21 protein-coding genes and 2 pseudogenes are annotated in these 22,812 nt (G+C 62.0%); 11 read left to right on the top strand and 12 right to left on the bottom strand.

Features of this window, described 5'->3' with window-relative positions; genetic code table 11:
- Nucleotides 1-7 precede the first annotated feature (7 nt).
- Nucleotides 8-631: a helix-turn-helix transcriptional regulator gene (locus FHT69_RS18485; RefSeq protein WP_047614181.1), complete on the bottom strand. Its 624-nt coding sequence runs from the start codon at nt 629-631 to the stop codon at nt 8-10.
- A gap of 103 nt (nt 632-734) precedes the next feature.
- On the opposite strand from FHT69_RS18485, the gene FHT69_RS18490 reads away from it, so the two are divergent.
- On the top strand, nt 735-2,162 hold the full coding sequence (locus tag FHT69_RS18490; protein WP_097542752.1) for an MFS transporter: 1,428 nt from the start codon (nt 735-737) through the stop codon (nt 2,160-2,162).
- 56 nt (nt 2,163-2,218) lie between these two features.
- Here FHT69_RS18490 and FHT69_RS18495 read toward each other — a convergent pair whose 3' ends face one another.
- The 4 genes from FHT69_RS18495 to FHT69_RS18510 all read right to left on the bottom strand — a co-directional run bounded on the left by FHT69_RS18495 (nt 2,219) and on the right by FHT69_RS18510 (nt 6,350).
- A complete protein-coding gene (locus FHT69_RS18495) occupies nt 2,219-3,220 on the bottom strand; it encodes an NAD(P)H-quinone oxidoreductase (protein ID WP_063476613.1) in 1,002 nt (333 codons plus the stop codon).
- A gap of 125 nt (nt 3,221-3,345) precedes the next feature.
- A complete protein-coding gene (locus FHT69_RS18500; RefSeq protein ID WP_183905772.1) occupies nt 3,346-5,184 on the bottom strand; it encodes a GGDEF domain-containing protein in 1,839 nt (612 codons plus the stop codon).
- A 157-nt stretch (nt 5,185-5,341) separates the two neighbouring features.
- The gene (locus FHT69_RS18505; RefSeq protein WP_047614177.1) at nt 5,342-5,584 is read right to left on the bottom strand and encodes a type II toxin-antitoxin system ParD family antitoxin; all 243 of its coding nucleotides are present in this window, start codon (nt 5,582-5,584) and stop codon (nt 5,342-5,344) included.
- A gap of 169 nt (nt 5,585-5,753) precedes the next feature.
- A complete protein-coding gene (locus tag FHT69_RS18510; RefSeq protein WP_063476611.1) occupies nt 5,754-6,350 on the bottom strand; it encodes an HdeD family acid-resistance protein in 597 nt (198 codons plus the stop codon).
- Between the two features lie 139 nt (nt 6,351-6,489).
- On the opposite strand from FHT69_RS18510, the pseudogene betI reads away from it, so the two are divergent.
- The 3 genes and pseudogenes from betI to betA all read left to right on the top strand — a co-directional run bounded on the left by betI (nt 6,490) and on the right by betA (nt 10,448).
- Nucleotides 6,490-7,126: pseudogene (betI, locus tag FHT69_RS18515) on the top strand (transcriptional regulator BetI).
- 1 nt (nt 7,127) lies between these two features.
- Nucleotides 7,128-8,591 (top strand): betaine-aldehyde dehydrogenase, encoded by a 1,464-nt coding sequence (betB, locus tag FHT69_RS18520; protein WP_063476609.1) that lies wholly within the window; start codon nt 7,128-7,130, stop codon nt 8,589-8,591.
- 204 nt (nt 8,592-8,795) lie between these two features.
- Complete coding sequence (gene betA / locus FHT69_RS18525) at nt 8,796-10,448, top strand: choline dehydrogenase (protein ID WP_063476608.1); 1,653 nt, start codon at nt 8,796-8,798, stop codon at nt 10,446-10,448.
- A 272-nt stretch (nt 10,449-10,720) separates the two neighbouring features.
- Here betA and FHT69_RS18530 read toward each other — a convergent pair whose 3' ends face one another.
- Nucleotides 10,721-11,818, bottom strand: a complete 1,098-nt coding sequence (locus FHT69_RS18530; RefSeq protein ID WP_063476607.1) for an NADH:flavin oxidoreductase/NADH oxidase — start codon at nt 11,816-11,818, stop codon at nt 10,721-10,723.
- Nucleotides 11,819-11,912: 94 nt separating this feature from the next.
- Nucleotides 11,913-12,710, bottom strand: a complete 798-nt coding sequence (locus FHT69_RS18535; RefSeq protein ID WP_063476606.1) for an SDR family NAD(P)-dependent oxidoreductase — start codon at nt 12,708-12,710, stop codon at nt 11,913-11,915.
- 89 nt (nt 12,711-12,799) lie between these two features.
- Here FHT69_RS18535 and FHT69_RS18540 point away from each other — a divergent pair, with 89 nt between their 5' ends.
- Entirely contained in the window at nt 12,800-13,339 is a 540-nt protein-coding gene (locus tag FHT69_RS18540; RefSeq protein ID WP_025554875.1) for a MarR family winged helix-turn-helix transcriptional regulator, read from the top strand.
- Nucleotides 13,340-13,364: 25 nt separating this feature from the next.
- Here the strand turns inward: FHT69_RS18540 and FHT69_RS18545 are convergent, their stop codons facing one another.
- The 3 genes from FHT69_RS18545 to FHT69_RS18555 form a co-directional block, all read right to left on the bottom strand.
- Complete coding sequence (locus FHT69_RS18545) at nt 13,365-13,838, bottom strand: DUF6644 family protein (RefSeq protein ID WP_029723151.1); 474 nt, start codon at nt 13,836-13,838, stop codon at nt 13,365-13,367.
- Nucleotides 13,839-13,855: 17 nt separating this feature from the next.
- The gene (locus FHT69_RS18550) at nt 13,856-14,242 is read right to left on the bottom strand and encodes a DUF6152 family protein (protein ID WP_025554871.1); all 387 of its coding nucleotides are present in this window, start codon (nt 14,240-14,242) and stop codon (nt 13,856-13,858) included.
- Nucleotides 14,243-14,333: 91 nt separating this feature from the next.
- Nucleotides 14,334-14,780, bottom strand: coding sequence for an RrF2 family transcriptional regulator (locus FHT69_RS18555; RefSeq protein ID WP_047614168.1), 447 nt, complete (start codon nt 14,778-14,780; stop codon nt 14,334-14,336).
- A 420-nt stretch (nt 14,781-15,200) separates the two neighbouring features.
- Here FHT69_RS18555 and FHT69_RS18560 point away from each other — a divergent pair, with 420 nt between their 5' ends.
- The 5 genes and pseudogenes from FHT69_RS18560 to FHT69_RS18580 all read left to right on the top strand — a co-directional run.
- Complete coding sequence (locus FHT69_RS18560) at nt 15,201-15,959, top strand: phosphoadenylyl-sulfate reductase (protein ID WP_047614167.1); 759 nt, start codon at nt 15,201-15,203, stop codon at nt 15,957-15,959.
- Between the two features lie 155 nt (nt 15,960-16,114).
- Entirely contained in the window at nt 16,115-17,068 is a 954-nt protein-coding gene (gene cysD / locus FHT69_RS18565; RefSeq protein ID WP_047614166.1) for a sulfate adenylyltransferase subunit CysD, read from the top strand.
- Nucleotide 17,069: 1 nt separating this feature from the next.
- Nucleotides 17,070-18,566, top strand: coding sequence for a sulfate adenylyltransferase subunit CysN (cysN, locus tag FHT69_RS18570; RefSeq protein WP_047614164.1), 1,497 nt, complete (start codon nt 17,070-17,072; stop codon nt 18,564-18,566).
- A 368-nt stretch (nt 18,567-18,934) separates the two neighbouring features.
- The gene (locus FHT69_RS18575; protein WP_063476602.1) at nt 18,935-19,576 is read left to right on the top strand and encodes a peroxiredoxin-like family protein; all 642 of its coding nucleotides are present in this window, start codon (nt 18,935-18,937) and stop codon (nt 19,574-19,576) included.
- Between the two features lie 7 nt (nt 19,577-19,583).
- Nucleotides 19,584-19,739 (top strand): annotated as a pseudogene (locus FHT69_RS18580) (elongation factor 1-alpha C-terminal domain-related protein); the annotation flags it as partial.
- A gap of 111 nt (nt 19,740-19,850) precedes the next feature.
- Here FHT69_RS18580 and FHT69_RS18585 read toward each other — a convergent pair.
- The gene (locus FHT69_RS18585) at nt 19,851-20,318 is read right to left on the bottom strand and encodes a hypothetical protein (protein WP_183905773.1); all 468 of its coding nucleotides are present in this window, start codon (nt 20,316-20,318) and stop codon (nt 19,851-19,853) included.
- A 358-nt stretch (nt 20,319-20,676) separates the two neighbouring features.
- On the bottom strand, nt 20,677-21,543 hold the full coding sequence (locus FHT69_RS18590) for a LysR family transcriptional regulator (RefSeq protein ID WP_183905774.1): 867 nt from the start codon (nt 21,541-21,543) through the stop codon (nt 20,677-20,679).
- 67 nt (nt 21,544-21,610) lie between these two features.
- On the opposite strand from FHT69_RS18590, the gene FHT69_RS18595 reads away from it, so the two are divergent.
- Nucleotides 21,611-22,582 carry a quinone oxidoreductase family protein gene (locus FHT69_RS18595; RefSeq protein ID WP_047614487.1) on the top strand — a complete coding sequence of 324 codons (972 nt, stop codon included), beginning with the start codon at nt 21,611-21,613 and terminating at the stop codon, nt 22,580-22,582.
- Nucleotides 22,583-22,812 lie beyond the last annotated feature (230 nt).

Below are 22,812 nucleotides of genomic sequence, written 5' to 3' on the forward strand. Positions count from 1 at the left end.
ATCCGCCTCAACGCGGCGTGATGCGATAGGCGCAGCGGCGGGCGCCGAGGAGGATGTGTTCGCTGCGCTCGACATCGGCGCCAAGGACGGTGCGGAAGGTTTCGAGTTCGGAGCGGCAGAAGCCGGCGCAGGCGGTGGCGGCGGCGCAGATCGGGCAATGGTTTTCGACCAGCATGTAGGCGCCGTCCGCCTCCTGCCAATGATCGGCCATATAGCCTTCGCGGGTGCGGATGCCGGCAAGCCCCTCGACGCGGGCAGCAAGGTCGCCGGCAGTCTCCAGCTCTTTCCGATAGCGCTGCAGCGTCTCGGCCTCGCGGGCGGAGATGACGGTATCGAGGGCTGCGGGTCCGAGCTGTTCGACCAGCGTGCCGAGCAGGTTTGCCGTCAATTCGGCGTGGCCATCGGGAAACTGGCGGTTGCCGGCGGCTGTGAGCTGCCAGAGCTGGCGCGGCCGGCCCCTGCCGGTGGCGGCTGTTGTGACCGGTTCCACCAGCCCCTCCTCCGCCATCTTCGAAAGCTGCTGGCGGGCGGCCTCGCCTGAGATGCCGAGCGCATCGCCGATCGCGGCGGCGAGCTGCGGGCCGTCGGTTTTGATCAGGATCAGAATGCGGTTGGCAGGGGACTGGCGCATATTTTTCCAAGTCAAGTCTTGTTTAATTCGAGACAGCATGCAATTTTCCAATTTATAACTTGGAAAATAATCCTTCGCCAGTCAAAATCTCGGGGATTCTCCCATGTCGAATATCGACCAGACCGCAGCCCTCCCGAATCCCGGCTCCGTCTTTCGCCTGTTCCTGCCCGAGCACCTGCCGGCAACGCTGATGCTGGCCGGCGGCGTGATGCTTTATGCCGTCGAGAGTTACATCATGGCGACGATCGCGCCTTCGATCGTGCGCGATATCGGCGGGCTCGCGCTGTTTTCCTGGGTCACCAGCCTGTTCGTGGCGGCTGCCGTGCTTGGCTCGATCTTCGTCGCCATGCGGCCGCGAGGGATCGGGCTTCGCACCGTCTATGTGATCGCAGCACTGGTCTTCGGCGTCGGCAGCCTGATTGCCGCAGCCGCCCCCTCGATGCCGGTGGTGCTGATCGGACGCGCCGTCCAGGGTCTGGGAACCGGGGCACTGGCCGCGCTCGGCTATGCCTTCATCCGCTTCGTCTATCCCGAGCCGCTCTGGCCGAAGGCCTCGACGCTCTATGCGGCGATCTGGGGTGTGGCGACCGTCATCGGGCCGACGCTCGGCGGTTTCTTTTCGTCCGGCAGCCACTGGCGCTACGCCTTCATCGTGCTCGTGCCGCTCGGCCTGCTGATGGCGGCGCTGGCGCCGCGGCTGTTGCCCGAAGTCGAGGACGATCGCGAGCAGACGAAAACGCCGGTTGCGCAGATCGGGCTGCTGCTGGCGGCCGTGCTGATGGTCAGCGCCGCCGGCGCGATCGAGACGACGGGCGCAAAAGCGACGCTGATTGCCGCCGCGGTCGCCGCCGTCGCCGGCATGTTTCTCATCGAGAGGCGAAGCGCGAACCGGTTGCTGCCCTCCGGCGCCGTCAGCCTGTCCCGGCCGATTGCACGGGTCTATCTGACGATGTTCGCCCTGACCGTCGTGCTGGTCAGCGACGTCTTCATTCCCTATTTCCTGCAGACGCTGCATGGGGTGACGCCACTCCTATCGGGTTATCTGGTGGCGCTGGTCGCCCTCGGCTGGACATTCGCGGCCTTCCTCAGCGGCTCGCTAACCGGCGGCCGAGCCCATGCGGCGATCGTCATCGGCGCTCTCATCGAGGCGGCGGCGACCGCGTTGCTCGCCGTCTTCCTCGGCAGCGACAATCCGGAAGGGCACCTGCTCCTCATCGTGCCGGCGGCAATCGGCATGTTCATGATGGGCTTCGGCATCGGTCTCGGCTGGGCGCATCTCGTCGCCATGGTCCTGAGGCTCGTTGCCGACAATGAGCAGGACAAGGCCTCTTCGGCGATCCCGACGATGAGTTCGCTCGGCGGGGCTTTCGGCGCGGCCTTCTCAGGGGTCATTGCCAATGGCGCCGGCCTCGTCGATCCGGGCGGTATTGCCGGCAGCATCTCGGCGGCCCACTGGCTCTATCTGCTGATGGCGCTGCCCGGCATCGTCGCGATTGCGGCGGCGATGACGCTGAGAGACCGCCGGAATTGAAAGAGGCGCCTCGGGTTCGGGGCGCCTTTTCACAATTGAACGCTGTGCCTTGTCCACTAACCTCGGACGGTGAGCACGATCTTGCCGATATGGTTGCCGTCCTCCATCAGGCGGTGCGCCTCCACGACCTCTTCGAAGGCGAAGACCTTGTGGATGACCGGGGCGACGGTGCCGGCTTCGAGCAGCGGCCAGACCTCCGAGAGCAGATCGTCGCGGATGGCGCGTTTTTCCTCCGCCGTGCGCGGGCGCATGGTGGAACCGGTGACCGTCAGGCGCTTGACCATGATCGGCGAGAGATTGACCTTTTCGGCGATCGCACCGCCGAGGAAGGCGATGATCGACAGGCAACCGTCCCTGGCGAGCGAGGCGAGGTTGCGCTCGAAATAGGCTGCACCGATCATGTCGAGGATGATGTCGACGCCCTCACCGGTCTCGGCCTTGATGACCGCGGCGAAATCCTCGGTCCGGTAGTTGATCGCGCGTTTGGCGCCGAGCCTTTCGCAGGCCTCGCATTTCTCCTTCGAACCTGCCGTCGCGTAGACTTCGGCGCCGAAGGCGCGGGCAAGCTGGATCGCCGTGGTGCCGATGCCGCTCGTGCCGCCATGGATCAGCACGCTCTCGCCTTCCGTCAGCCCGGCCATCTGGAAGAGATTGGCCCAGACGGTGAAGAAGGTCTCGGGAAGAGCCGCCGCCTTGACCGCGTCATAGCCTTTGGGAAAGGGCAGGATCTGGCCTGCCGGCAGCAGGCAATATTCGGCGTAAGCGCCGCCATTGGCAAGGCCGCAGACCTTGTCGCCCACGGCGTAGCCGGTGACGCCTGGGCCGATCGCGACGATTTCGCCGGCAAGTTCCAGGCCGAGGATCGGGCTCGCACCCTTGGGCGGGGGATAGCTGCCCTGGCGCTGGGCGATATCCGGACGGTTTACGCCGATGGCCTCGGCGCGCACGAGAATCTCACCTTCACCAGGCACCGGCAGCGGGCGTTTGCCGATCACCATCACCTCCGGCCCGCCGAAGGACGGCAGATCGACGAAGTGCATTTCCTGAGGCAGTGACATGTCGCGGCCCTCCTGATCCCGAATGTTCGGAATAGATCAGCCCCGGAGGCTTGGGAAGGCTGGAAGTGGCAAGGGCGTCAATTCGCCTCGGCCACTGCATCAGTGCTACAGCGTCCTTTGCGCGTCTAGAAAGACGCGCGGCGCTGTAGGAGGTGGAAGACGAGCCCTTCCTCGCTTTCCTTGGCGGCCGACTTGATGATGGCGATCTCGGCGCTGACGCGGTTGATATCGTCGATGACGAGGCCTTCCGGCAGTTCGATGACGCCGATCGAGCAGCGCATCAGCGGAAACAGGGCTTCGGCGCCGGTGCGATCGTGACCGAGGATGCGGCCGGCGGCCCGGTCCTCGTCGGAATAGAGATCGCGCACATCGTCATGGAAATCGCTGATCAGCCGGTCGAGGATCTCCTTCAGCTCTTCCTCGGTCCAGCCGACGACGCCGATAAAGAAATCGTCGCCGCCGACATGGCCGAGGAAATGGCGCTCGGCGAAGAAATAGCGGCGCATCAGCGCGGCAAACAGCGAGATCGCGTGGTCGCCGAGATGGAAGCCGTAGGCATCGTTGAACGGCTTGAAATTGTCGAAGTCGCAATAGCAGAAGTGGCGGACCTCATCGCCGTCGCGGCCGGACTGGCGCATGAAATCGCGGATGGCGCGATTGCCCGGCAGGCCGGTCAGCGGGTTCTGGTCCTGGGCGGTCTTCAGCTGCTTCTCGTTGATGACCTTGATCAGCGAGGCGGCGGAGACGACGCCGGCATAACGCATATTATCAGTCAGGATCAGGCAGTTGCTGCCCTCCATATTGGCGAAGATCGCCATCAACTGCTCGGCATCGCTATCGAGGCCGACGATCGGCGCCATCTCGACGAAATGCGAGATGGAGCGCTCATACATCTTGTTCTTCAGGAGATCGCGGCCGAAGGGCTGGTAGATATATTCCTTGAGGTGATGCTCGTGGATGATGCCGCGCGGCTCGTCATTGGCATTCAGAACCGGAAAGAAGGCCTGGCGCGGATTGCGGCGGAAGAGTTCGAAGACGCTGTCAATGCTGTCGTTCTCATAAACCGTCGGCAACAGTTCGATCTGCTTGCGGATGAGGATTTCGTCGAGCGATTGGCTGCCCCGCTTGCTCTTGCCGAGCTCCTGCAGATGCGGGAATGACGGCGTCAGCTCCGATATATGCGTCGTCGGGCGGGAGATGAACCAGCCCTGGACGAGGTCGACGCCGTATTCGCGGCAGGCGATGAATTCGGCCTCGGTCTCGATGCCTTCGGCGATGACACGGGTACCGAGCACATGGGCGATGTTGACGATGCTCTTCAACAGATGGCGCTTGCGCGGGCTGCGGTCGATCTCGGCGACGAAATGTCGATCGATCTTCAGGTAATCGACGGCATAATCGCAGAGCAGCTTCATCTCGCCGTGACCGACGCCGAAATCGTCGATCGCCAGCTTGAAACCGGCCTTGCGCAGCCTGGACACCAGGGCGGAAAATTCCGGCACGCTGGTATTGTCGAAACGTTCGGAGAATTCGAAGCAGACTGAGGATGGCGGAATATTGGCCTTGCGCAGATGCTGTAGCAGGTTCTCGACCAGGCGTTCGCCATGCGGGATCAGCCGGACGTCGAGATTAAGGAATAGCGTGGAGGTCGCAAAATTCGACAGCGTGGCGAATTTGGCGAGCGCCCGGCTGGCGAGCATCTGTTCGAGCTGCAGCAGCTGGCCGAGCTGATGGGCCTCGTCGAGGAGTTCGACCGGCGTGTCGTAGCCGATGCGTTCCTGGCCTCGCATCAGGGATTCATAACCGAAGACCGTGCCGGTGCCGGCCTCGACGATCGGCTGGAAGGCGTTCTCGACCACGAGCTTGGCAAGCGTGACGATTTGATCGCTGGCGTAGCGGCGCAGAACACCCGGCTCGACGGTAGCAACCAAAGACATGTCGGTCTTCACGTGGCCGGTATTCATTGTGGCGGATCTCCACTGTGACTTGTTCTTTTCGTCCGGAACATGCCGCAGAAGGATCAACGAACTCTTTCGCCAGTGTGAAGGTTTTATGAAACGCGCAGAGACTCGCCGCGCGTTCCGCGTTTATTCAATTTTTCAAATGCAATCAAATGCTTGCTCAGGCGGAACGACGGCGCTCCGCCTCGTGATCGGCGAACATGTCGGCGACACATCTGCCGCCGGATGGAGCGCCCTCATCGTCGAGGACATCGTCCCGGAATTCGTTGAGCTTGCGGGCGGTATCCCACAGGCGCAGCGCTTCGCGGACGACCTCGCTGCTCGAGGCATAGCCGCCATTGTCGACGGCGGCGCGGATACCCGCTGCCTGTTGCGGAGAGATGGATACGGTGACCATCGGCATGAACTTCCTCCCTTTTCTGATCAGGCAGAACCCTGCCTCTGGGGGACGCATGACCATTTTCAGCATTCTCGGCGATACCAGCCGGTGCCTTGGTGCATTCGCACGTAGCCGGTCCTCTGTCTTTGGACCGGCATTAACCCTTAAAGTCTAATCCCCTGTCATCCCCTTGTCAAAAAGAACGGTCGGAAAGCGACGCCGGAGCATCACTTTCCACAGCCCCACTGCGGATGCCGATGCCGAAGGCAATCATCGTCCAACCCTGGATAATGAGGTCGGCGGCCAGGAACAGGCCGAGAATCCAGAGACTGTTCACCGGCCAGCCAAGCGCAATGACGAAACCGGCAAGGGCGGTGATGACGCCGCTTGCGACGATCCAGCGCCAGCCCTTGGTGGGCTTCATGCGCATGCCGACCCAGGTGCGGAAGACGCCGGCGATGACGAGGGTTAAAGAGAGGAACAGCGTCAGCGCCACCGAGGTGAGGATCGGATTGATGAAGGCGCAGATGCCGGCAAGCAGGTAGAGCAGGCCGCTCAGCACCCAGAACAGCGCGTGATCCCAGCCGCGCACCTGGAAGGCATGGACGAGATAGATCACGCCGCCGAACAGCATGAGCATGCCGACATAGTAGACCGAGACGACGGTGGCGAGCATCAGATTGCCGAGCGCGATCAGACCGCAGACGAGCAACACCACGCCGAGGCCGACGAACCAGATCCATTTCGACTGCAGTGAAGATGTCGGTGTTCCCTCAAAGACATCGGCCATGATGCACCTCCTGAGATTTGGAATATGTTGCAGCAATTTTTCACGGAAAGATCTGCGCCAGATCAAATCGAGAAAGATTTTTATTGATTGATCAGTCAATCAAAAATAACCTGCTTCAATTTTTACAGGAGCTGGCAGCTTGCCAAAGGTCGGAATGGAGCCAATGCGCCGCAAGGCGCTTGTCGATGCGGCGCTGCGGGTGATCGGCGATCACGGCTCGCTTGCCGTCACCATGTCCGACATTGCCCGGCAGGCCGGCGTGTCGCCAGCCCTGGCCCATCATTATTTCGGCAGCAAGGAGCAATTGCTGATCGAGACGATCCGCTCGCTTCTCCGACAGCTGCGCAGTGATACGGTGGCAGCACTCAAGGCGGTCAGAACGCCGCGGGCGCGGCTTTCGGCCGTCATCCGCGTCAGCTTCCACGCCGACCAGTTCGCGCCGGAGACGATTGCCGCCTGGCTCGCCTTCTACGCCGAGGCGCAGCGCTCGGAAGAGACCCGCCGTTTCCTGGTGATCTATGCCCGGCGGCTGCGTTCCAATCTCTTGGCCGATCTGAAAGCACTCCTGCCGGCTGACGCCGCAGAACGCATCGCCGAAGGCGCTGCGGCGATGATCGACGGGCTCTATATCAGGCAAAGTCTGAAATCCGCGCCGATCGGCATCGAAGCCTCGATCGCGCTGACCGAGGATTACCTGAATGCGCTCCTGGCCACCGCCTCCCCTTCTTCCCGAGGGGAGAAGGGACGACCCCATCGAACCACCCAAGGACAAATGACATGAAAGCCCAGCCGAAAGCGTCGCACTTCATCGACGGCGAATATGTCGAGGATACCGACGGCACCGTCATCGAGAGCCTCTATCCCGCGACCGGCGAAGTGATCGCCCGGCTGCATGCCGCAACGCCTGCGATCGTCGAGCGGGCGATCACGGCGGCCAAACGCGCCCAACCGGAGTGGGCGGCGATGAGCCCGATGGCGCGCGGGCGCATCCTGAAGCGGGCTGCCGACATCATGCGCGAGAGAAACCAGGCACTCTCCGAACTGGAAACGCTCGATACCGGCAAGCCGATCCAGGAGACAATCGTCGCCGACCCGACCTCGGGTGCCGATGCCTTCGAATTCTTCGGCGGTATTGCGCCGGCCGGTCTCAACGGTTCGCAGATCCCGCTCGGCCAGGACTTTGCCTATACCAAGCGAGTGCCGCTCGGCGTCTGCGTTGGCATCGGCGCCTGGAACTATCCGCAGCAGATCGCCTGCTGGAAGGCTGCGCCGGCGCTTGTCTGCGGCAATGCCATGGTGTTCAAACCGTCCGAGAACACGCCGCTCGGCGCATTGAAGATCGCCGAGATCCTTTATGAGGCGGGACTGCCGAAGGGGCTCTTCAATGTGATCCAGGGCGACCGCGACACCGGGCCGCTGCTCGTCAACCATCCCGACGTCGCCAAGGTATCGCTGACCGGATCGGTGCCGACGGGCCGCAGGGTCGCGGCGGCGGCGGCCGGCAACCTCAAGCATGTGACGATGGAACTCGGCGGCAAGTCGCCGCTGATCGTCTTCGACGATGCCGATCTCGATTCGGCGGTCGGGGGCGCGATGCTCGGCAATTTCTATTCGACCGGCCAGGTCTGCTCGAACGGCACGCGCGTCTTCGTGCAGAAGACGATCAAGGATGAGTTCCTCAAGCGGCTGAAGGCGCGCACCGAGGCGATGCTGATCGGCGATCCGATGGACGAGGCGACGCAGATCGGCCCGATGGTCTCCTGGGCACAGCGCGAGAAGGTGATCTCCTACATCGAGAAGGGCAAGGCCGAGGGCGCAACGCTGATTGCCGGCGGCGGCATTCCCAACAATGTCTCCGGCGAAGGCTATTACGTGCAGCCGACGGTGTTTGCCGATGTCACCGACGACATGAGCATCGCCCGCGAAGAGATCTTCGGACCGGTCATGTCAGTGCTCGATTTCGACGCCGAAGACGAGGTGATCGCGCGCGCCAATGCCAGCGAATTCGGCCTTTCCGGCGGCGTCTTCACCGCCGACCTCACCCGCGCCCACCGCGTCGTAGACCGGCTGGAAGCCGGCACGCTCTGGATCAACACCTATAATCTCTGCCCGGTCGAAATCCCCTTCGGCGGCTCGAAACAATCCGGCTTCGGCCGCGAGAATTCGCTGGCCGCGCTGGAGCATTATTCCGAGCTGAAGACGGTCTATGTCGGCATGGGGCCGGTGGCGGCGCCTTATTGAAGGAGTGAAGACCCCTCCCCACAAGAGGGAGGGGCCAATCCGGGGCACCGGTTCTGCCCTCCTTCCATCGCATCGCCTACGGCGCTGATTTTGAAGTGAGGCAGTGCCGCAAGTTAAGCCCCTCCCCCTTGTGGGGAAGGGTTTGGGGCGGGGTCTTAATGCCCGGGGTCTTCGGAACCGTTGCAAAGAATCTAAGGGAACGTCATGCAACAAGCAGATTTCGTCATCATCGGCTCGGGCTCGGCCGGTTCCGCCCTCGCCTATCGCCTGTCGGAAGACGGCAAGAACAGCGTCCTTGTCATCGAGGCGGGCGGCAGCGATTTCGGGCCGTTCATCCAGATGCCGGCAGCCCTTGCCTGGCCGATGAGCATGAAGCGGTATAACTGGGGTTATCTCTCCGAGCCGGAGGCAAACCTCAACAATAGGCGCATCACCGCGCCGCGCGGCAAGGTGATCGGCGGCTCCTCCTCGATCAACGGCATGGTCTATGTGCGCGGCCATGCCGAAGACTTCAATCGCTGGGAGGAACTCGGCGCCAGCGGCTGGGCCTATGCCGACGTGCTTCCCTATTTCAAGCGGATGGAGCATTCGCATGGCGGCGAAGAGGGCTGGCGCGGCACGGACGGGCCGCTACACGTGCAGCGCGGCGGCTTCACCAATCCGCTGTTCCGCGCCTTCATCGAGGCCGGCAAACAGGCAGGCTTCGAGACGACAGAGGATTACAACGGCAGCAAGCAGGAAGGTTTCGGGCTGATGGAGCAGACCATCTTCGGCGGTCGCCGCTGGTCTGCCGCCAATGCCTATCTGAAACCGGCGCTGAAGCGCGATAATGTCGGGATCGTCTACGGCCTGGCGCGGAAGATCGTGATCGAGGACGGACGCGCCACCGGCGTCGAGATCGAACGCAAGGGCAAGATCGAGGTGGTGAAGGCGAACCGCGAGGTGATCGTCTCGGCCTCCTCCTTCAATTCGCCGAAGCTCCTGATGCTGTCGGGCATCGGTCCCGGCGGCCATCTGCAGGACATGGGCATTGAAGTCAAAGCCGACCGGCCGGGCGTCGGCGCCAACCTGCAGGACCATATGGAATTCTACTTCCAGCAGGTGAGCACCAAGCCGGTGTCGCTCTATTCGTGGCTACCATGGTTCTGGCAGGGCGTGGCCGGCGCGCAATGGCTGCTCTCGCGTGGCGGTCTCGGCGCCTCCAACCAGTTCGAAGCCTGCGCCTTCCTGCGCTCGGCACCGGGGCTGAAGCAGCCCGATATCCAATACCATTTCCTGCCGGTGGCGATCAGCTATGACGGCAAGGCGGCGGCGAAAAGCCACGGCTTCCAGGTCCATGTCGGCTACAACCTGTCGAAATCGCGCGGCAGCGTGAGCTTGCGCTCCGCAGACCCCAAGGCCGATCCGGTGCTGCGCTTCAACTATATGAGCCATGCCGAGGATTGGGAAAAATTCCGCCACTGCGTGCGCCTCACCCGCGAGATCTTCGGCCAGAGCGCCTTCAACGACTATCGCGGCCCGGAGATCCAGCCGGGCGAAGGCGTGCAGAGCGATGAACAAATCGACGCCTTCCTGCGCGAACATCTGGAAAGCGCCTATCACCCTTGCGGCACCTGCCGCATGGGCGCCAAGGACGATCCGATGGCGGTGGTCGACCCGCAAACGCGGGTGATCGGCGTCGACGGCCTGCGTGTCGCCGACAGCTCGATCTTCCCGCACGTGACCTATGGCAACCTGAACGGGCCGTCGATCATGACCGGAGAAAAGGCGGCCGACCATATCCTCGGCAAACAGCCGCTGGCACGCTCGAACCAGGAACCGTGGATCAATCCGCGCGCGGCGGTCAGCGACCGATGAGAAACCAACATCAGTGAAGGACATTCAGGCCGGCACGACGGAATTCGTAAGCAAGATCGTCGGTCCCGACACGTTCGCCCGAACCGTCGCTGTCGCGGTGAACGTGCCTGAGATGTCGTATCAAGGAAATCCTGCTCCGGCCACGGCTCAACCGTCTGACGTGAGGCGCGATGTGTCTATGACATCGCAACCGTGAATCAGCGGCCGTGCTTCGCGTTTTTTCAAAGCGAAGAGAACGAGGGGCCCTCAACGAGTCCGAGAGCCCCGATCACTCAGGCAGTGCGGTAGGCGGCGAGCCAATGTGCGTAGGGGGCAGGCAATGTCCAGGACGGACGCTCGACACCGAGCTTGCGCGCGGCCGCGTAGGGCCAATGCGGATCGGCGAGCATCGCCTTGCCGACCATCACCAGGTCGAGCTGTCCGCTTCGGATGAGCTCGTCCGCTTGCTCCGGCTGAGTGATGTTCCAACTCGCCGCACCGGGCAGGGCTGCCGCCTTCCGGACCCGATCGGCGTAAGGCGCGATGAACCCCGGGCCCCAGGGAATATTGGCGGCGGGGGTCGAGAAACCGAGGCTGACGTCAATGAAGTCGAGGCCGGCCACTTTGAATTTTCCGACGAGTTCTATCGCGTCCTGCAGGGTTTCCTCGTCACGGCCATCAAACTCGATGACGCCGAAGCGAGCCGTCAGCGGACGATCCTCGGGCCAGACCTCACGAACGGCCGCCAGCGTCTCCAAGAGGAAGCGTCCGCGGTTATCGGCGCTGCCGCCATATTCGTCGTCACGCTGGTTTGAATGCGACGAGAAGAAGCTTTGGCCGAGGTAGCCATGCGCAAAATGCAGCACGAGCCAGCGGAATCCGATGTCACGCGCGCGGATCGCCGCAGCGACAAAGTCGCCACGGACGCGATCGATGTCGGCCTTCGTCATGGCGCGCGGCACCTTCTTTAAGCCGCCGCCGAATGCGATGGCGGATGGTGCGATGGTGTCCCAGCCGCGGGGATCGCCGTCGGCGATATGATCGTCACCTTCCCAAGGACGGTTTGCACTGCCCTTGCGGCCGGCATGGCCGATCTGGATCCCCGCGACCGCGCCGGCCTTTTCGATACCGGCGACGATCGGCGCAAAGGCCTCTGCCTGGTCATCATTCCAAAGACCGGTGCAGCCCGGCGTGATCCGGCCCTCCGGGGAGACGGCGGTGGCTTCGACGTTGACGAGGCCGGCGCCGCCGCGCGCCAAGCTTGTGAGATGGACGCTGTGCCAGTCGTTGGGAAGGCCATCGATCGCGGAATATTGGCACATGGGGGAAATTGCGATCCGGTTTCGGAGCGTCACGCCTTTCAGCGTGTATTGGTCGAATAAGCTGGGCAAGGGGATCTCCTTAAGATGAATATCGATCTCCCGCACGGCTCCTCCGACGCCGGCCGGCGCAGGCGTTACTCCGTGCGGTCGATCCCTCGGATACTTAGACGGCGCGGTAACGGGGCGCAGGTTCACCGGTCTGCGTCGCGGCGAAGAGCGCGGATCGGGCTTCGTCGAACTTATCCCATAGAGTGGCGTCGGCAACGGATGGCAGCGTAATGTCTTCGCCCTTGTCGAAACCGGCCAGGGCCGCATCGACCAGGTTTTCGGATGTCATAACCGTCGCCTGGTTGAGCGATGCCAGCGGCACGCCTGACAAATCCCAGAGTTCGGTCGCCGTGGCTGCCGGCATGACGAGTTGCAGACGGACATTGGTCTCAGCCAGTTCCTGCTGCAGGCCCCGGCTGAAATTCATCACATAGCCCTTGGTGCCGCTGTAGATCGCGCTGATGGGCAGGGCGTGGAAGGACAGGACGGAAGCGACATTGATGATCGCGCCGTCGTTGCGGTCGAGGAATGCGGGCAGAATGGCACGCGTCAGGCGCGAGAGCGCGGTGACGTTGAGTGCGATCATCGCTGCCGCGTCTTCCTCCGAGGTCTGGGCCACCGGAGCCAGCGTTGAGTTGCCGGCGTTATTGACGAGGAGCGTGATCGCCGAATTCGCCTTCAGCATATTTTCGACACGGGTCACGTCGGCATCTTTCGTGAGGTCTGCTTCCACGACCTCGACTGTCGTGCCGTGGGCAGCGTCCAGTTTGGCCGAGAGCGCCTTCAGACGATCGGCGCGCCGGGCTACGAGGATGAGGTCATAGCCCCGTTCGGCAAGGCGTTGGGCGTACACAGCGCCGATGCCGGCAGAAGCGCCGGTGACGACGGCAACAGGCTTAAGCGATACAGACATGTCAAATTCCTATTTGGTTGAGTGCTCAAGTTTAAGTATGGCTAGATCTGACTCTTGTCAATGGCTGAGTGCTCAACTATTTTGGCGAGATGGGTAAGAAACTTTCGATTGGCAATCTTGGAGAGGAACTGCGTGGGGGCAGGCTGAGCCCGCCCGAACTCCTGTCCGAACTTGTGTGCACAAACACCGCTCTTCGACGCGCGTCACGGCGACTAGGCCAGCTCTATGACGATGCGGTAGCGCCAACCGGCCTGAAGGCCACCCAGGTCGGGCTTCTGACCCAGATAGCTGCGTTGCGCGAAGGCGGCCATCAATGGCCTACCCTGCAATCCCTGGCCGAGCGCCTCGCCGTCAGCATCTCCGCGTTGACCCACGCACTTCGCCCGCTGGTCCGGGACGGACTGGTCGGGCTCATGCCGGACGAACACGATGGCCGCACGAAGCATGCGACGCTGACGACGTCTGGTGAGCATCGTCTGCACGAGGCCTTGGTCTTGTGGGCTGACGCTAACCAACGCGTTGAGGTGGTCCTGGGTCGTTCCGCTTCTGCGCTTCGCGCGCTGGCCGATGATGTCGCTTCTCCGGAGTTCCTGGAAGCTTACGAGGCGCGGCGCGTGCTGAGACGCTGACCCCCGCCCTTGTCGCCGAATCGCATCAGAGAAATCCGATCCAGCGTCCCGCCACAAGTGCGGCGATCCATGTCACCGCCGACAGAGCCGCCGAAACCTTTATGGCAGGGCGCAGAATGCCGGCCGTGATTGCCGTTCGCCAACCCTGCCCAGTATGCACCACGAGCACGTTGAGTAATCCGAAGGCAATCAGCCCGAGCTTGGCGAGGAAGGCGGGATTGCCGGCATATTCGACCGCCCGGACGCTGAACAGGCAGAAGCCGGTGACAAGAGCCGCGGCAAGGCCGATGCCGGCGCAGCGGGAGAGAAACAGCGCAACGATCTCGACCGGCACCCTGCGGAAGAGGCCGGCGAGCCTGAGATCAAGCGGCAGGATGGCGCCGACGAGAAGGCCGATCGCCAGGATATGGGCGGCGTTGACGAACATGTAGAGCGTTCCGGAGCGCCGGAGCGCGGCCGCAGGTGCCGTGGCTGACAGCCATTCGAGAATGTCGATCACAGCTCGGTTGGCCCGGGTCAGTTCGTCTTGATGCGGTCGGGATAGATATCGTAGCGCTTTTCGCCGATGGTGAGGCGCACCGCCTTCAGCCGCTTCTCCTTTGGATCCTGCGAACGGTTTCCAAGCGCCACGACCTTATCGCCGGGCTTAGCGACACCTTCGACGAAGCCGGAGCGTTCCGTCTGGCGCGGATTGCCGAGCTCGACCAGCCAGACGCCGTCATTGGCGGTGGCGACGTCAAGGGTCGGATGCGGCCCGCCCATGGAGATCTTCTCGATGGTGCCGGCAAGCTCGATCTGATCCGCCTCGGCCCAGGACCAGCCATGATGGGCAATGGCGCCGGTGGCGAAAGCCGTCGACAGCATGGCCGCAGCGATGATGCGCTGTGCTGAGATTCTGAACATGATGTCCTCCCTACCCTATGGGCAGGCAGGTGGAGCATGCCGGCTGGAAGAAAAGGGATTTCACCAAATCTTGAAGAAAGATGCGCGATCTTCAGGCCAGCAGCCGGGTGACTTCGGCGCTGTGTTTTGGAGCGACGGCATCGGCGATGGTCGTCGAGAACAGCACCTTGCGGGTGGCGTCGGCGACCTTGGCGAAGACGTGGCGGATCTGGCAGTTCTGTTCGCCGTCGCAATCGTCGCACTGGCGATAGGCGGTGATCGAGAGACAGGGAAGCGGGGCGATCGGGCCGTCGATGATGCGCAGGATCTCACCGAAAGTGATCGTGTGGGCGGGCTTGAGGAGGAGATAACCGCCCTGCTTGCCGCGGCGGCTGGCGACGACGCCGTGATGTTTCAGGTCGAGCAGGATCTGTTCGAGAAACTTCTTCGGGATCTTCTGTTGCGCCGCGATATCGGAAATCATCACCGGTTCTCCGGCATCGGCGTCAGCCAAGACCGTGAGCGCCCGCAGCGCATATTTCGCCTTTTGCGTAATCATTTTTGACCATCGACACACACAGGCAGCGCGAATTTCCGCACTGCTACGGAAGTACTTTCACCTCTATGGCACAACCAGCATGAACCGAATTTGAACGCGCTGGAGAAAGCCTTGAGAGACAAGCGTTTTGGCCTTGTTTTTTGCTCTCGGCCAAGCTCTCTTAATCTATGCCAAAACCGCGCCTTCCGCACCATTTTCGGCATCACTTCAGATTTCGGATTGACAGGCTGCGTGTAACTCTACTATTTCTATAGACATTCAAGCTGCCGATGTGGATTTTCATCCGCATGCGGCTGCTTTTCTGCATCGCGGCAGCTTCGGAGAGATATTTGCTCCTCCGGCCGCAGCTTTCGAAATCCCTTTTTCTGTCCGATCCCCGTATGAACTGCGATACTCCCGTCAACGAAGGACAGGATTCTCATGACTGCTATCAATCCAATTTTGGAAGAAGGGCCGATTGCGGAAGCCAAGGCGCTGAATGACAGGCTGGCGGGCCTCGACCTTGCCGGACGTCTGTCGCTGGTCTCCGGCCTCGGCGGCCGCGTGGTGTTCACGACGTCACTCGGCATCGAGGACCAGGTGATCACCGCCGAGATCGGCACGCACCGCCTGCCGATCGATGTCGCGACGCTGCAGACCGGCCGGCTGTTTCCCGAAACGCTGGCGCTGATCGACGAGACCGAAAACCAGTACGACATCCGCATCCACCGCTTCGAGCCGGAGAAGGCCGATATTGACGCCTATGCGGCGCAATACGGCCTCAACGGTTTCTACGAGAGCGTCGAAGCCCGGCATGCCTGTTGCGGCGTGCGCAAGCTGAAGCCGCTTGCCCGCGCGCTGGAGGGTGCTGCGATCTGGATCACCGGCCTGCGCCGCGGCCAATCGGCCAACCGCGCGGAAACGCCCTTTGCCGAGTATGATGCCGAACGCCACCTGTTGAAGGTCAATCCGCTCGCCGATTGGGACCTGGAGGCGATCAAGGCCTTCGTTTCCGCAAACGGCGTGCCGGTCAATCCGCTGCATCAGCGCGGCTATCCCTCGATCGGCTGCGAGCCCTGCACGCGGGCGATCAAGCCCGGCGAGCCGGAACGTGCCGGCCGGTGGTGGTGGGAGCAGGACGAAACGCGCGAATGCGGCCTGCATGTCGCCGAAGAGGCCGCGGCGATCGCCGCACAGTAAATCACCCCACGGCTTTCCCAAAAATCAAGGCGCGGCGACCGCCGCAGCCTTGGGAAAGCCAACATTCCCAGGGAAAGCAACATTCTTGGGGAAGCCACATCAAGGAATTGTTTGCGGTGAGCCGCAAACGACCGACCGACAGTCTGGAGTAAGACATGCCCGATAGCCGTCTCGATACGGAACTCAGCAATCCCCAGAGCGCCAAGGCGCCGCTCGACCCGCATCTGAAGGCGCTGGAAAACGAATCCATCCATATCTTCCGCGAGGTTGCAGCCGAATTCGAGCGTCCCGTCATGCTCTATTCGATCGGCAAGGATTCCTCGGTGCTGCTGCATCTGGCGCGCAAGGCCTTCTATCCCGGCCGCGTGCCTTTCCCGCTGCTGCATGTGAATACCGGCTGGAAGTTCAGGGAGATGATCGCCTTCCGCGACGAGACCGCGAAGAAATACGATCTCGATCTGATCGAGCACATCAATCCGCGCGGTGCTGCCGAAAACATCACGCCCTTTACCCATGGATCGGCGGCCTTCACCGACATCATGAAGACCGAAGGCCTGCGCCAGGCGCTCGATGCCGGCCAGTTCGACGCCGCTTTCGGCGGCGCGCGGCGCGACGAGGAAGCCAGCCGCGCCAAGGAGCGCATCTATTCCTTCCGCACGCCCGACCATCGCTGGGATCCGCGCAACCAGCGGCCGGAACTCTGGAACATCTATAACGGCATGATCCGCAAGGGCGAGAGCGTGCGCGCCTTCCCGCTGTCGAACTGGACCGAAGTCGATATCTGGCGCTACATCCAGGCCGAGGACATTCCGCTGGTGCCGCTCTACTACGCCAAGAAGCGTCCGTTCGTGGAGCGCGACGGCATGATGATCCTCGCCGAAGACCCGCGCCTGGAGCTGCTGCCCGGCGAGGTCCGCCAGGAAGGCATGATCCGTTTCCGCACCCTCGGCGATTTCCCGCTGACCGGCGCCATCCGCTCCCAGGCCACCACCCTCGAAGAGGTGATCGCCGAACTCGAAATTGCAACTGTGTCCGAACGCCAGGGCCGCGCCATCGATCGCGACCAGTCCGGCTCCATGGAAAAGAAGAAGCGTGAAGGATATTTCTGAGATGACCGCAGCCCAAACCGCCGTCTCGGCCGCCACCGTCGTCAACCTGCCCGCCGCCGAGCAGCAGAAAGCTCTGCGCGACTCGCGCCCGCTGCGCCTGATTACCTGCGGCAGCGTCGATGACGGCAAGTCGACCCTGATCGGCCGCCTGCTCTGGGACACCAAGGCGGTCAAGGAAGACCAGGCCGCCACCCTGCAGCGCGATTCCACCGGCAAGCAGAACGATCTCGGCCTGCCCGATTTCGCGCTGCTGCTCGACGGCCTGCAGGCCGAACGCGAACAGGGCATCACCATCGATGTCGCCTATCGCTACTTCTCGACCGACAAGCGCTCCTTCATCGTCGCCGATACGCCCGGCCATGAACAGTATACCCGCAACATGGCGACCGGCGCCTCAACCGCCGATCTCGCCATCCTGCTGGTCGATGCGCGTTTCGGCATTCTCGAGCAGACGCGCCGCCACGCGACGATCGCCTCGCTGCTCGGGATCAAGCAGTTCGTGCTCGCCGTCAACAAGATCGACCTGACGGGCTACGACCGCGCCGGCTTCGACAAGATCAGCCACGAGTTCCGGGAATTTGCCCTGTCGCTCGGCGTCAAGCAGATCACCGCCATTCCGATGTCGGCGCTGAAGGGCGAAAACGTCGTCTATCCCGGCCATGCCGCGATGCCCTGGTATACCGGCCCGACGCTGGTGGAGACGCTGGAGCTTGCGACCGTGCGCTCGTCGCAGACGGTCGGCTTCCGTCTTTCCGTGCAGCGCGTCTCGCGTCCCGGCGAAAGCTTCCGCGGCTATCAGGGCACGGTTGCCGGCGGCTCGGTCAAACCAGGCGACAGCGTCATGATCCTGCCGTCGGGCATGGTCGCCAACGTCTCCAAGATCGTCACCTTCGATCTCGTGCGCAATGCCGCCGTTGCCGGCGACGCGATCACGCTGGTGCTCGACCGCCAGGTGGATGTGGCACGCGGCGACATGATCGTCTCGATCGACGCCCAGCCGCAGGTCGGCCTTGCCTTCGACGCGCAGATCGTCGCACTCCAGCCCGAGGGCATCGAGCCCGGCAAGCGCTACTGGCTGAAGAGCGGCAGCCGCCGCCAGCGTGTGCAGGTGCAGCCGCTCAGCCAGCTGGAGCTGAAGACCGGCAGCTGGAACGCCGCCCAGCGGCTCTACATGAACGCCATCGGCAAGGTCCGGCTCGTCTTCGACGAAGCGGCGATCTTCGATCCCTATGAGCAGAACCGGCTTTCCGGGTCCTTCATCCTGATCGATCCGGAGACCAACAATACGGTCGCCGGCGGCATGGTGACCGGCAAGCGCACCGAACTCGGCGGCCTCCACAATGGCGAAGCCCGCGTCATCCTCTCGCTTCCGGCCGATCTTGCCGAGCAGATCATGGCAAGCGAACTCTTCGCCAGCCGCAGCCATGAGGCCGAGGTACGACGCATGACGGCCGCCGAAGCGGCCGATCTCTGGTCGAGCGCCGCAAGCGATATCTGATTAGGGATAGGGGCCAGCAAGACTGGCCCCTTACCGAGGCCGAATCCTCTGGCTGCGGCTGGCGGACTCCCTGCCGAACGGCCAAGAACCGATCAGAACCTGAGACTTTGCGATAGGGGCTTCCCCAGCTCAATTTTCTGTGTCGGCCTCTACAGCCGCTAAAAAAATCAGAGTTTGCAGAAAACGGACTTTTCCAATTCACGATTCGCTGTTTTCCGCTTGCCCGCGGGCCAATGTGGGGCCATTCTTAGATCGGATCCAGGCGGTGCGGTAAGACGAGAGGTCAGGCCTTGCAGCGCTCAATCTCGACCTCGATGCACTAACTCGGCGCCTTTTCTCGACTGATCCCCGAGCGAGGAGGTTGTCCAATGTCCACGAGCCATGTCGACCATCCGCTACAACCGGGCGACCGGGTCCCGAACGTTGTGTTTGATGCGATCTCGAGCGAGGGGAAGATCGCACTTGATGATTTTCGTGGCCGCAGCCCATTGCTGATCGGTTTGTTTCGGGGCCTGCATTGCCCGTTCTGCCGGCGCCATGTCGCGGCCATGGCATATCTCAACCCGATGCTGCGTGAAAAAGGCGTCCAATCCCTGGCGGTGGTAAACACCCCGGTCGAACGCGCGCGGCTCTATTTCCGCTACCATCCGATACCCGATCTTCTTGCCGCTTCCGACCCGATAAGGGCTTCGCACCAAGCCTTCGGCCTACGCGAGGTCGGGATCGACACGGTCATGGCAATACGGATCGACCTGCCGGGCGAGTTGCCCGAGCCTATGAGCGTGATGGCAATGGACGAATTCATCAACGAGAAGGAAGGATATCAAATTACGGAAGCCGATCAGCAGATGATGACTGCCGACCACGGGCAGCTTGTCGGTCAGTTCCTCATCGACCGGGAGGGCATCGTACGCTGGAGCTTCACTGAAGTCCTGGAGGCTGGGCTCCAGACATTCAAGGCACTGAATTCCCAGGAATTGATGTCGGCAGCTTCCCAAGTCGTGCATTGACAACGATCTGGAGCTGAAGACCGGCAGCTGGAACGCCGCCCAGCGGCTCTACATGAACGCCATCGGCAAAGTCCGGCTCGTCTTCGACGAAGCGGCGATCATCGACCCCTATGAGCAGAACCGCAATTACGGCTCCTTCATCCTGATCGACGCGGAGACCAATACACGGTCGCCGGCATCTCTTCCGGGGTAATGGGTGGTGCCCTGCGCCGTTCGCTTCAAGCGTTGGAATCGCCCGGTTCCATCAAGGCGTCATCGCACGAATCGCCGATGCTCACAGGTTTGGACGGGCAGTTCTCCCGTTGTTCGACTTATCCACGTCGATGACCTTCCTCACCTTCTGCGATAACTCTTCGAGCGTCGCCATCACCCGGTTGACCTGCGATAGCGTGGCGGCCGGATCGTATCTTGTGACGAGATATTCCCTGTTGGAGGACAGCGTCGCCAAGTGTTCCTCCGTTCGCTTTCGGAAGATTAAGCCCGCTTCCTTCGCCCATCGCGATCGCTCGCCAATGTCGTGGTGAAGGCCGCGGATCATCTTAGGGTCACGCCCTTTGGCGAGCAGAAACGCATTCAGGTAGAGCTCGATCGAGTGGAGGGCCAGAAACCGGCGCGGAGCGTGCGACAGCGATTTGCCCCGAGGGGAGCATTCCCCAAGCAAAGTCGCGGCCGTTCGGTAATACGATGCCAGTTCCAGAATATCGTGAGCGCTTGCTTCATGCCCAGGGTATACTGCATCCAAGACAAGAACCTCCCATTGGTTCCAACGTATGGATGCAGATTGGCAGGATGCAGATCGGAGTCAATATCGCAAAAGGGGTTAGGCCGGGCTGTCTGAGCGAGTTAAATAGGTCTGGACACTTTTCAAGAAAACCTAATGATTTCGCGTTACCATCTGGTGTCCAGGCACACCGTAACCTATTGATAAAACGACGTATGTGCTCCGGCAGTATGACGGTGGCTGCTCAGCACCCGCCCCCGTCCTTCGAGGCTTCGGCCCTTGGCCTCCGCACCTCGGGGATGAGGGCTGATCGGTCCCGTGAGACCGTAAGAGGGCAGCCATCGCTTCTGGCGCTTTGCGACCCAGCCAACTGACCTGACTATTTCCCGAGAGCGGTTTTCAGCGCATCGACGACGACGCGGACGGAGGGGACGTCTTTGATGTCAGAATGGACAACCAGCCAGACCTCTCGAGTCAAAGCCTGTTCGTTCTCAATGCGCTGGAGACCGCTGGACTCCGGGACGGCGAAATCGGGGAGCATGACGACACCGGCGCCAAGTCTTGCGGTTGCGGCCTGAAACTCCAGAACAGATGACCTCACAGCGATCGGCCGGCCGGCGGCCAGTTCGATCAGCCGCAACTGTTGCGGCGAGGCGTTCATGGTTTCGTCGTAACCGATGAAGGTCCAGTCCGACGGTGGAACCGTTTCGAGATAGGTCTTTGCTGCGTAGAGATGGAAGCTTGTCTCGCCGAGCTTGACGATGGCGTAATCGCCGTCCTCGGGACGCGACATGCGCACGGCGATATCCGCCTCTCGTCGGTTCAGGGACGCCAGGCGCTTTTCTCCGACGAGCGTGATCTGAACACCCGGATGGTCTCGCCTGACGGCCGCGATCGGCTTTGCCAGGAGCACGCTTGAGAGAGCGGGAGGCGCGCTGATCCTCACCTGGCCATGCAATTCCGTGGCGCTGCTGCGACCAAGCTGCTCGATTGCCGCAGTCTGTACCGCGACAAGAGCTGCGTGCCTGGCGACCTGCTCTCCGTCCGAGGTCAAAATGATGCGCCGCCCGCGGCGGTCTACGAGCTTGCGCCCCAGGCTGGCTTCCAGCGACGAAACCCGCCGACTGATCGTGGCATGTTCGACGCCGAGCTGCTTTGCGGCGCCAAGCAACGTTCCCGACTGCGCGAGCGCCAGGAAATGCCGAAGGTCGTCCCAATCGATCCTTGTGAATTCTCTCCCAATCATTGTGAAACAATAGGGAATTTTCACACATCAGGCCACCGGATAATTTGTGCCCATGAAGGAGCACGAGATGACTGACCAAATCATATGGCTGGACGCCCCCGGTGACGTCACCCAGTTCCGCGTTGAGCATCACCGTTGTCAGCCTCCCGGTGATGGCGAGATAACGATCCGTCATCAGGCGATCGGAACCAACTTTCTCGACGTCTATCACCGCAAGGGCATCTACCCCATGCCCTCCTACCCCGCGGTGATCGGTGCCGAGGCGGCAGGCATCGTCGACGATGTCGGTCCTGGCGTCTCCATCTTCCAAAAAGGTGACCGCGTTGCCTATGCAGGGCCTCCGGTTGGCGCCTATCGCTCTACCAGGAATATTGCTGCTGAAAGGGCGATAAAACTTCCTGATGCCGTTTCAGCGAAAACGGCAGCGAGTTCGCTGCTCAAAGGCATGACCGCCTACATGCTGTTGAAAAAGACCTACAATGTGCGCGCAGGCACTCAGGTTCTGATCCATGCGGCTGCGGGTGGGCTTGGGAGCATCCTCGTTCGCTGGGCGAGATCGCTCGATGCCACCGTGATCGGGACGGTCAGCTCTTCGGAAAAGGCCGCACTCGCCGCATCTTATGGGGCCGATCACCTTATTGTTGGACGAGGCGCCGATATCGTCGCCGAGGTGAAGCGGCTCACGAACGGACTCGGGGTCGACGTCGCCTATGACGGGATCGGCGGCGACACACTTCTCAAAAGCATACGCTCTGTCCGGCCATTCGGCATGGCCGTCACCATCGGTCAGGCGGCCGGAGCTATTCCACCGGTACCTGTCGAGGAACTTCGTCCGGGCAAGGCGCTCTGCCATCCGAGCATCATGGCCTGGTGCACCGATGTCGGACAATATCGCGAGGCGGCTCTGGCTGCCGTCGGGGCGATGGAAACAGGGATCGTTTCGCAGATCGGTGCTGAGTATTGTTTGGCCGATGTTGCCAAGGCCCACGAAGAGATGGAATCGGGACGCTCGGCGGGCAGTATTCTGCTGATACCTTGATTGCTCAGAGAAAGAGCGCCGGCAGAGTCTATGGATCGCTGTCGGCGCTTCCGTCCTCGGGGCGGGTTTCGACGACGCTTGGACGGCACCATTTATCCATAAAATGGCATTATGTTATGTATTTCAGATATCTACAGCCATAGAACCTGTTGAGATAGGGTGCCCGCCATTGAGGTGGGCTCTCGGCACAGGCCGACCGCCCTCCCGCAAAATGACGCCTTGCACCGCAG

Source organism: Rhizobium sp. BK008, assembly GCF_014197345.1.
Lineage (GTDB): Bacteria > Pseudomonadota > Alphaproteobacteria > Rhizobiales > Rhizobiaceae > Rhizobium > Rhizobium anhuiense.

What these genes read in the sequence shown, in the direction of transcription:
- FHT69_RS18485 (WP_047614181.1), bottom strand. Translation starts at nt 631, where the DNA reads ATGCGCCAGTCCCCTGCCAACCGCATTCTGATCCTGATCAAAACCGAC.
- FHT69_RS18490 (WP_097542752.1), top strand. Translation starts at nt 735, where the DNA reads ATGTCGAATATCGACCAGACCGCAGCCCTCCCGAATCCCGGCTCCGTC.
- FHT69_RS18495 (WP_063476613.1), bottom strand. Translation starts at nt 3,220, where the DNA reads ATGTCACTGCCTCAGGAAATGCACTTCGTCGATCTGCCGTCCTTCGGC.
- FHT69_RS18500 (WP_183905772.1), bottom strand. Translation starts at nt 5,184, where the DNA reads ATGAATACCGGCCACGTGAAGACCGACATGTCTTTGGTTGCTACCGTC.
- FHT69_RS18505 (WP_047614177.1), bottom strand. Translation starts at nt 5,584, where the DNA reads ATGCCGATGGTCACCGTATCCATCTCTCCGCAACAGGCAGCGGGTATC.
- FHT69_RS18510 (WP_063476611.1), bottom strand. Translation starts at nt 6,350, where the DNA reads ATGGCCGATGTCTTTGAGGGAACACCGACATCTTCACTGCAGTCGAAA.
- betB (WP_063476609.1), top strand. Translation starts at nt 7,128, where the DNA reads ATGAAAGCCCAGCCGAAAGCGTCGCACTTCATCGACGGCGAATATGTC.
- betA (WP_063476608.1), top strand. Translation starts at nt 8,796, where the DNA reads ATGCAACAAGCAGATTTCGTCATCATCGGCTCGGGCTCGGCCGGTTCC.
- FHT69_RS18535 (WP_063476606.1), bottom strand. Translation starts at nt 12,710, where the DNA reads ATGTCTGTATCGCTTAAGCCTGTTGCCGTCGTCACCGGCGCTTCTGCC.
- FHT69_RS18540 (WP_025554875.1), top strand. Translation starts at nt 12,800, where the DNA reads ATGGGTAAGAAACTTTCGATTGGCAATCTTGGAGAGGAACTGCGTGGG.
- FHT69_RS18550 (WP_025554871.1), bottom strand. Translation starts at nt 14,242, where the DNA reads ATGTTCAGAATCTCAGCACAGCGCATCATCGCTGCGGCCATGCTGTCG.
- FHT69_RS18555 (WP_047614168.1), bottom strand. Translation starts at nt 14,780, where the DNA reads ATGATTACGCAAAAGGCGAAATATGCGCTGCGGGCGCTCACGGTCTTG.
- FHT69_RS18560 (WP_047614167.1), top strand. Translation starts at nt 15,201, where the DNA reads ATGACTGCTATCAATCCAATTTTGGAAGAAGGGCCGATTGCGGAAGCC.
- cysD (WP_047614166.1), top strand. Translation starts at nt 16,115, where the DNA reads ATGCCCGATAGCCGTCTCGATACGGAACTCAGCAATCCCCAGAGCGCC.
- cysN (WP_047614164.1), top strand. Translation starts at nt 17,070, where the DNA reads ATGACCGCAGCCCAAACCGCCGTCTCGGCCGCCACCGTCGTCAACCTG.
- FHT69_RS18575 (WP_063476602.1), top strand. Translation starts at nt 18,935, where the DNA reads ATGTCCACGAGCCATGTCGACCATCCGCTACAACCGGGCGACCGGGTC.
- FHT69_RS18590 (WP_183905774.1), bottom strand. Translation starts at nt 21,543, where the DNA reads ATGATTGGGAGAGAATTCACAAGGATCGATTGGGACGACCTTCGGCAT.
- FHT69_RS18595 (WP_047614487.1), top strand. Translation starts at nt 21,611, where the DNA reads ATGACTGACCAAATCATATGGCTGGACGCCCCCGGTGACGTCACCCAG.